The following is an 8,156-nucleotide window of genomic DNA, read 5'->3' on the forward strand; positions in this document are numbered from 1 at the left end:
TCCTGATGGTGATCAACCTGATCAATGATAACCTGCTTAATCTGCATGAAATTGATACGGCTAAACTGTACTTCGATATGGAGACGCTGGTGCTGAAAAATATGCCCGTAATATACAGCCCTGTAACAATTGAGGTGCTTGATCATCTAAAACAGAAAGGTGGTTGCACCATGAGTTTATTAAGCAACACCGGTTTTATAAAAGGAGCAACATTAAAAAAGATACTGGTGGAATTAAAGATGGATAAATACTTTGATTTTCAGCTGTACTCTGACGAGGTGGGCATGTCAAAACCAAACCCCGCTTTGTTTAACCTGATGTTGCAGCACATTAAACAAGTTAACCCGGGGAAAGATATATCTTTAAATAACATTATTCATATAGGCGATAACCCTAAAGCCGATGTGGAAGGTGCAAAGGCGGCAGGCATAAAAAGTTTGCTCATCAACTCAAACAACCAATCCATTTTTACATTAATAAGCTAATGAACACTACCTGGTCATTACATCATATTAATAACGCAGAGGCGTTTGGGTTTAACCCTGATGATTACAGCCGCTTTAAATTTGGCGACGATGCCGTGGCTAAAACTTTCGGCACCCAGCTGGCCGATGGCTTTATCAGCCAATACTTGGCCGAAAATCCCATTAAACAGCAAATTGTGGTGATATCAAGCCCGTACTCGTTTATCCCTACGGCTACCTTTGCCATGAAAAACTGGTTTGCGGCCCGGCTTAACCGCTGGCTGGCCCTGCATGGTTATCCCGTAACTCAGGAAACCAAGGTGCACCGCACCATAACCTATAAGGATGATTACGGCGAACTGGATGCCCAGCAAAGGATGAACCTGATCGGCAATGATTCATTCCACATCGACAAAGATTTTTTGCAGGATAAAACATTGCTTTTTTTAGATGATGTAAAAATTACCGGCAGTCACGAACGCATGATCATGAAAATGGTGAAGGAGTACGGCCTCAGCAATGATATATTCATGCTTTACTTTGCCGAGCTTACCAATAAAAACATCCACCCCAATATTGAAAATTTTATTAACTACCACCAGGTAAAATCAATTTTTGATCTGGGCGATATTATCAAAGGCGGCAGTTTTTGCATCAACACCCGCATAGTAAAGTATATTTTAAATTACGATTTTGATAGTTTTTGTATTTTTATACACGAGCAAACGGACGATTTTGTAAACTCGCTGTATGACGCGGCTTTAGGCAATGGCTACCATACTATTGAAGCGTATACCCACAACCTGAACTACATCAAAGAAAACCTATTTTTAAACAAACATAAACTAATAAAACATGGCAATTAACTTGCAAAAAGGCCAAAGGGAAAGCATTAATGCACCTAAATTTACCATTGGCCTGGGATGGGATACCAATAACTCTTCAACAGGCAGCGCCTTTGATCTGGACGCCTCTGTTTTTATACTGGGCGATAATAAAAAAATAATAGCCGACGAATATTTTGTGTTTTATAACAACCTGAAATCGCCGGATGGCGCGGTTGAGCATACCGGCGATAACCTTACCGGTGCCGGCGATGGCGACGACGAGCAGATCAAGGTCGACCTGTCGCGTATCGACAGCAAGGTATCAGAAATATGTATCGTGGTAACGATACATGAGGCCGAGGCCCGCAAACAAAACTTTGGTCAGGTTCGTAATTCCTTTATCCGGATATTTGATGCGAGTACCAATACCGATATTTTAAAATACGAGCTGGAAGAGGATTTTTCGATAGAAACCGCTGTTGAGTTTGGTCGTATCTACAAAAGAGATAACAACTGGAAATTTGAGGCCGTAGGTGTGGGCATGAAAGGTGGCCTGCAGGATTATTTAAACAAATACCAATAAAACTATGGCAATCAATCTGCAAAAGGGGCAACGCATTAGCCTCGAAAAAAATAATGGCAGCAAACTGCAAAGCATTTGCGTTGGCATCAACTGGGGCGCTATTGAAAAAAAAGGCCTGTTTGGTTTTGGCACTACAAAAGAAGCAGTTGACCTTGACGCCAGCTGCGCGTTGTATGATGATAACAAACAGCTGATAGATGTGGTATACTTCGGTCACCTTAAATCAAAAGATGGCGCAGTAAAACACAGCGGCGATGACCTGACAGGCGATATGGCCGGTAACGACGGCTTGGATAATGAAGTGATCACCGTTGACCTTGCGGGTTTAAGCAGCCAGATCAGCTATGTAGCCTTTATCCTTAACAGTTTCCGCGGGCAGGATTTTGGTACTATCCCATTTGCATCTATCCGAATTTATGAGGGTACGCCAACACGTGTAAACGAGGTATTTGCCACTTATGATATTGCTAACAGCAAAGATTTTGCCGGGCACGTATCAATGGCGATGGGCGTATTTTACAAAAAGAATGGCGAATGGAAGTTCAATGCCATCGGCGAACCTACACGCGACAGGAAATTAGAGGAATCGGTAAAAACGATTGCTCAGAATTATTTATAGAAAATAGTGGTGAGTTTTGAGTGATGGGTTTTAAGTTTTATGGAAAATCCATTAATCCTTTCATCCCCAAAATCAAGGTTCAGAGAAAAACTCATCACTCACAACTCAATACTAAAAACGCAAAATCATGGAAAGCGCACCAGGTAATAACGAACTAAATATAACACCGGTAAATTTGGATATTAATCCGGTTCCATCTGCAAACACACCGGCAAAATTGCTGGACAAGGAAGGTAATGTTGACTTAACTAACATTACGCCGGTTGAAGTGCAAAAATATAGTGAGGTAGGCAAGGCTCTCGACCCTAAAGATGTAAACTCTATACTGAACTACGGTACAGAAGTGCAGGCATCGATGGAAAAGTACAGCAATAACTTCTTGACATCGGTACGTACCTACAACTCTGGCGAGGTTGGCTCACTGATTAATGAGCTGCTTACCGAGCTTAATTATATTGATGTGGATGAGCTGAACCAAAATGCGTTCTCTTCCTTTATATCGCACATCCCTTTCATGAAAAAGCTGGTATTTGATGCTAAAAAGCTGTTTCAGAAATATGATACCGTGATCAACAATGTTGATAAAATCACCAATAAAATAAAGGCCGGTCGTGTAAATTCTATCAAGGACAATAGCTCGTTGCAAACCATGTTTGACAGCAACGTAGGCTACATTCACCAGATGGAAGAGCTCATTATATCGGGCCAGTTAAAATATAACGAACTGAACGAGCAACTGGCACAGATGGATGCCAACCCTGCAGCCTATAACGACTACGAAATTGCCGACATGCGCGATTACGTGAACCGCCTTGATAAACGCCTGGCCGATTTAAAGGTGGTACGCTTTATTATGCTGCAATCATTGGCGCAAATACGTGTGGTGCAAAGCAACAATACCACTATTGCCGAAAAAGCACAGTCAATAGTATCAACCACCATCCCGGTTTGGAAAAATCAGCTTACTATAGCTGTTGCCCTTAACAGGCAAAAGGAAAATGTGGAGATGCAGAAAAAAATATCAGATACTACGAATACCATTTTGCAAAAGAACGCCGAGATGCTGAAACAAAACAGTATTGACGTGGCCCGTGAAAATGAAAAGACCGTGGTATCCTTAGATACGCTGAAAAAAACCACCGCCTCGCTCATTGAAACTCTTACCGAGGTAAAACGCATTCATGATGAAGGTACCGCCAATCGCAAAACCCTCAACACCGAACTGCAAAACCTGGAAACGGAGCTGAAAAAGCACGTGACCAACGGGTAAGGGGTTGGTTTGTTATTCAATATTAAACTTACGAAGTCTTTAAAACTTCGTAAGTTTCTCATGCTCTTTACGTCATGCCGAACTTGTTTCGGCATCCCACGTGCAAAGTGTTTCACATGAAGGCTAATTGTCCTGAGAGATCCTGAAACAAGTTCAGGATGACGCAACTAATATGATTTTTTACCATTGCAGGGAATGAGGCTATCGCTAAACTCCTGCCGTTGTTGGTATTGTCAACAACAATTATGAGCTCTCAATCTAAAAGCCGTGTCATTGCGCCATATCTCACAATTGCGCCTTATATAGAATCATCTATAATTTCGTAAATTTGCGTTTGATCAAAACGTAGAGGGTCGCCAGTTGATGGATGAAAGCCGGTTAAATATTCTAAATCAGTCCAACCGAATGCTCAGTAAGCTGCAATTGCTTTCTGTATTTTTTGGCGATGATGTTATTTACAAAATATACCTTCGCAGCCAGGTTATCCACAAGCTGTTTGAAACCAACCCGGAGCTTGATGCCAATAAACTCGATCTATTCCATCTACAGTTTACCCAAAGCCTGATCGATCTGCTCCGGAAGATCAAAAAGAATAACGAGGGTAACATCAGTCTGGTGTTCGATGAGATCCAGATCAATAAGGAGCTGATAGAAAAACTGAACGATCCGTTTTATACCGAGGCTAACTTCAATCTTGAAAAGCAGCGGCAGGCACTCAAGATAAACTTATCGTTACGTAAGTTGTTCCAGGTGCTTTCTGATAACTCTACAGATAATCCGCTTTCTAAAAATATCAATTCATTTAGTTCACGCTTCGCGGCCGACTTTTTTTACAACATTACACCCGAACTGCAGCAGGAATTGACTGCCTATAGCGATAAAGATGTTTATAAAGATGAATACGCCACTATACAGCGTAAGCTAATGGGCGTACTATGTAAGTACGATTTTAAGACTGAGTTTTACTGCGGACTAAAATCAGGCAGCCAGGTTTTGGAAGTTTACAAGTTTGTAGATGCCGACAGGCACTTCTTATATTCACCTTCGGATAGTCTGTTTGTGTTTTTAGATGTAACTAAACTGGCCAATATCGATCTTACTAATAACATGTCGAAAAAAGAGAGGCTGATACACGAACTGAAGGATAAGAACGATAAGCTGGAGGGCAGTGCTGCTGCTATGAAATCGTTTATGCCGCCGGAGATCAAAACCCTGCTGGCCGATAATTATAAAAAAATATCGGATATCAATTTTCTCGAAAACATCGGCAGTATAGATGTGCAAGCTAATATTTTAAAAAGCATGCTCAATACCGATTTAATTTAGTTTATTTAACCTATTATAATTCATTTACCTGTTGCTATGGATTTTTTGCATACAATATTAGGCCCCGATATTAAAGCCGGTGTGCTGATCATTTTAAACTTAATAGTTATTGAGAGCCTGCTCTCGGTTGATAATGCAGCTGTGCTGGCCACAATGGTGCTTGATCTGCCGCCTAACCAGCGTAAAAAAGCGCTGAGGTATGGTATCATAGGTGCTTATGTATTACGGGGCGTTTGTTTGTTCCTGGCCTCATGGCTGGTGAAAATATGGTGGCTAAAGCCAATTGGTGGTTTGTACCTGCTGTATTTATGCTTTAACTACTTTAAAGGCAAAATTCAGGCAGCCAACGGTGGCGAAGAGGAAGAGGTTGATAAAAGCAAAAACTGGCTTTATCGCTCAACTGTGGGCGTGTTCGGCGTGTTTTGGGCAACTGTGGCTTTGGTTGAATTAATGGACCTGGCCTTCTCTATCGATAACGTATTTGCTGCCGTGGCCTTTACAGATCACGTTGTGCTTATTTATATTGGTGTGTTCATTGGTATATTGGCCATGCGCTTTGTGGCCCAGGCCTTTGTAAAACTGATGGAAAAATTTACCTTCCTGGAAACTGTGGCGTTTATTGTGATCGGCGTATTGGGTATTAAACTATCATCATCATTATACATACACTTTTATCCTGAAGCTCCTTTTTCAAAACTGATGGAAGGTGAAAAGGCCGATATCGTTACTTCGGTATTTACCGTGGCTATCTTCATTATACCGGTTTTAACATCGCTTTTATTCAACTTTCCCAAAAGGCACACCATTGAACCGGAAGTAGCCGAAGCCGCCGAAGATGTATTGGATAAACAATAAGAAGTTGGCAGTTAATAGTTGGCAGTTTGCAATTGCTTGGTAATCATCAAGGAAATGTGTACCAATGAACTAATGAACCAATACACCAATGAACTATACTAATAAATGAATTTAAATAAGATCATCGCCTCCATATTTGGCATCGGTTTTTTGAAGGGCGGTGGTACGTATGCCGCTATAGTGACCTGCGGCTTTATCTGGCTGCTGTGGCAAAGTCCGACGCTGCAAAATCCCTGGTATTTATTTGTTATAACCGTAGTGGTGACGTTGTTAGGCGTTTATGTAAGCAACAAAGTGGAGCCAGATTGGGGCGAGGATAGCTCGCGCGTGGTGATTGACGAGGTAGCAGGTATGCTCATATCTGTGTTATTTATACCGCCCAATCTTTATTTTTTATTGGCCGGATTGGTGCTGTTTCGCTTTTTTGATATTTTAAAACCTCTTGGTATCCGCAAAATGGAAGATATGGGCGGCGGCACAGGCGTTATGATGGACGATGTATTGGCCGGCGTTTACTCCAATATTTTATTGTGGGTAGGATATGTGCTGTGGAGCGTTTTTATTCACCCATAAGATATTGTTTTCAATTCCCTTCCTCGGGAGAGTAATAGCCCATGAATTGACAGTTTCATCAAATCAGGCTGTTTATCGACTCTCCCCGACATCGCTACGCTTGTCGACCCTCTCTTCAGCTTCGCTGGAAAGAGGGTAAGAAATTTTTTCTTTCCTCTTTATCCTTTTTTCCTTGCCCTCTTTCCGCCGCAGGCGAAGAGAGGGCGGTCCAGCGAAGCGTAGACCGGGTGAGTCACTGTAAACCATGCGAATCAAAGTTATGCCTATTTATGAGCTATTACCCTCGGGAAGGGCATGTAAGATAGAGCAGTGGCAGGGAGGGGTTTCTACGCAAGGCAAATACTTGCATACTGAACAAACCCCTTCCTTCTCCTTCCCCAAGGAAAGAATCGCAATATCCCCAACGCTTTCTATACATCGAAGTTGCTTATATCATAACTTCTTGATCTCCACATTCCGGAACCATACATCGGCGCCATGATCCTGCAGAGCTATACGACCGGTTTTAAAGGTGCCAAATGCGGGCCATTCCTTAAACTTACTACCCGCAATCAACTTTTTCCAGGCATCATCCCAAAGGGTGGTAGACAGCACATGCTCTTTATTCATATAAATATCAAGCTTGCCTTTATTGGCAACGATCTCTACCTGGTTCCATTCGCCGGCTGGCTTTACCGCATCTTTGGATATCGACATCAGATCATACAGATCGCCTGCACGATGTTTGATCAATTTGCCGTCCTCATTCTCTTTATTATCGGCAACCTGGCATTCCGGGCCGGTGTACCAGGCGTATTGATACTTGGCAGGATCTTCATGTACATAAAACATAATGCCGCTATTGCCTGCTCTTGATATTTTCCACTCGGTTTTAAAGTCAAAATTTTCGTACTCCTGGTCGCTGACAATATCGCCGCCGTTTTTGGTTTGCCAGTCGCCTTTTTGCGATGCGTCTAAATGCAGAACACCGTCCTCGGCTTTCCATGCGCTGCCGGCGGTGTCTTTGCCGTAGGTGTGCCAGCCTTTGGTGGTTTTGCCGTCAAATAACGATACAAAGCTTGTGCTGTCTGTAGCAGCCTTCGGCGTATTATCGTTACCGGGAGTAGATGCTGTGCTTTTGGAAGCCGGCGACTGGCAACTGCCCAAACACGCTGCAACCGTCAAAATAGAAAGTATATATTTCATAATTCAACTATTAAAGATTTCCTTTTTTTATTTCACTAACCGCGTAAGTAGCAGCCCGGGCAGTTAAAGCCATATACAATATCGACGGACTTTGATTACCGGTGCTGGTCATGCAGGCACCATCGGTAACAAATACGTTTTTGCAATGGTGCAGCTGGTTCCACTCATTCAACAATGATGTGGCGGGATCTTTACCCATGCGTACACCGCCCATCTCATGAATATCAAGTCCGGGAGCCTGTTTGTTATTGGTGGCCACAATGTTTTTGCAACCTGCCTTTTGCAGCATGTCTGTGCTTTGAGTTAAAAAATCCTGTACCATGCGTTCGTCGTTATCATCATATTCAACCGAGGTAATCAGAAGCGGAATACCCCACTGGTCTTTTTCGGTTTTGCTGAGACGCACGTGGTTCGTTGCTTTAGGGATGGTTTCGCCTTGCAGGTACATATACAC

At 42.6% G+C, this 8,156-nt stretch carries 10 protein-coding genes; 8 read left to right on the forward strand and 2 right to left on the reverse strand.

Features of this window, described 5'->3' with window-relative positions; genetic code table 11:
• The 8 genes from AAGC65_RS21465 to AAGC65_RS21500 form a co-directional block, all read left to right on the forward strand.
• Positions 1-485: HAD-IA family hydrolase (locus AAGC65_RS21465; protein WP_343114514.1), on the forward strand; the 485-nt coding region annotated here is incomplete at its 5' end.
• A complete protein-coding gene (locus AAGC65_RS21470) occupies positions 485-1,330 on the forward strand; it encodes a phosphoribosyltransferase family protein (protein ID WP_343114515.1) in 846 nt (281 codons plus the stop codon). The genes AAGC65_RS21465 and AAGC65_RS21470, both read left to right, overlap by 1 nt.
• Positions 1,320-1,874, forward strand: coding sequence for a TerD family protein (locus AAGC65_RS21475; protein ID WP_343114516.1), 555 nt, complete (start codon positions 1,320-1,322; stop codon positions 1,872-1,874). The genes AAGC65_RS21470 and AAGC65_RS21475 overlap by 11 nt, the downstream gene beginning before the upstream one ends.
• A 4-nt stretch (positions 1,875-1,878) precedes the next feature.
• Positions 1,879-2,493, forward strand: a complete 615-nt coding sequence (locus tag AAGC65_RS21480; protein ID WP_343114517.1) for a TerD family protein — start codon at positions 1,879-1,881, stop codon at positions 2,491-2,493.
• Between the two features lie 127 nt (positions 2,494-2,620).
• Entirely contained in the window at positions 2,621-3,763 is a 1,143-nt protein-coding gene (locus AAGC65_RS21485; RefSeq protein ID WP_343114518.1) for a toxic anion resistance protein, read from the forward strand.
• 405 nt (positions 3,764-4,168) lie between these two features.
• Entirely contained in the window at positions 4,169-5,089 is a 921-nt protein-coding gene (locus AAGC65_RS21490; protein WP_343114519.1) for a hypothetical protein, read from the forward strand.
• Between the two features lie 36 nt (positions 5,090-5,125).
• Positions 5,126-5,944, forward strand: a complete 819-nt coding sequence (locus AAGC65_RS21495) for a TerC family protein (protein WP_343114520.1) — start codon at positions 5,126-5,128, stop codon at positions 5,942-5,944.
• Positions 5,945-6,049: 105 nt separating this feature from the next.
• Positions 6,050-6,517, forward strand: a complete 468-nt coding sequence (locus AAGC65_RS21500; protein ID WP_343114521.1) for a phosphatidylglycerophosphatase A — start codon at positions 6,050-6,052, stop codon at positions 6,515-6,517.
• Between the two features lie 432 nt (positions 6,518-6,949).
• On the opposite strand, the gene AAGC65_RS21505 is transcribed toward AAGC65_RS21500, so the two are convergent.
• Positions 6,950-7,702: a DUF1080 domain-containing protein gene (locus AAGC65_RS21505; protein ID WP_343114522.1), complete on the reverse strand. Its 753-nt coding sequence runs from the start codon at positions 7,700-7,702 to the stop codon at positions 6,950-6,952.
• A gap of 10 nt (positions 7,703-7,712) precedes the next feature.
• Positions 7,713-8,156, reverse strand: a 444-nt coding sequence (locus AAGC65_RS21510) for a GMC family oxidoreductase (RefSeq protein ID WP_343114523.1), incomplete at its 5' end; no start/stop codon positions are given.

The organism is Mucilaginibacter sp. (genome assembly GCF_039207105.1).
Classification (GTDB): domain Bacteria; phylum Bacteroidota; class Bacteroidia; order Sphingobacteriales; family Sphingobacteriaceae; genus Mucilaginibacter.

Excerpts from the sequence above, each read along its gene's own strand:
- AAGC65_RS21470 (WP_343114515.1), top strand. The coding sequence starts at position 485 with ATGAACACTACCTGGTCATTACATCATATTAATAACGCAGAGGCGTTT.
- AAGC65_RS21475 (WP_343114516.1), top strand. The coding sequence starts at position 1,320 with ATGGCAATTAACTTGCAAAAAGGCCAAAGGGAAAGCATTAATGCACCT.
- AAGC65_RS21480 (WP_343114517.1), top strand. The coding sequence starts at position 1,879 with ATGGCAATCAATCTGCAAAAGGGGCAACGCATTAGCCTCGAAAAAAAT.
- AAGC65_RS21485 (WP_343114518.1), top strand. The coding sequence starts at position 2,621 with ATGGAAAGCGCACCAGGTAATAACGAACTAAATATAACACCGGTAAAT.
- AAGC65_RS21490 (WP_343114519.1), top strand. The coding sequence starts at position 4,169 with ATGCTCAGTAAGCTGCAATTGCTTTCTGTATTTTTTGGCGATGATGTT.
- AAGC65_RS21495 (WP_343114520.1), top strand. The coding sequence starts at position 5,126 with ATGGATTTTTTGCATACAATATTAGGCCCCGATATTAAAGCCGGTGTG.
- AAGC65_RS21500 (WP_343114521.1), top strand. The coding sequence starts at position 6,050 with ATGAATTTAAATAAGATCATCGCCTCCATATTTGGCATCGGTTTTTTG.
- AAGC65_RS21505 (WP_343114522.1), bottom strand. The coding sequence starts at position 7,702 with ATGAAATATATACTTTCTATTTTGACGGTTGCAGCGTGTTTGGGCAGT.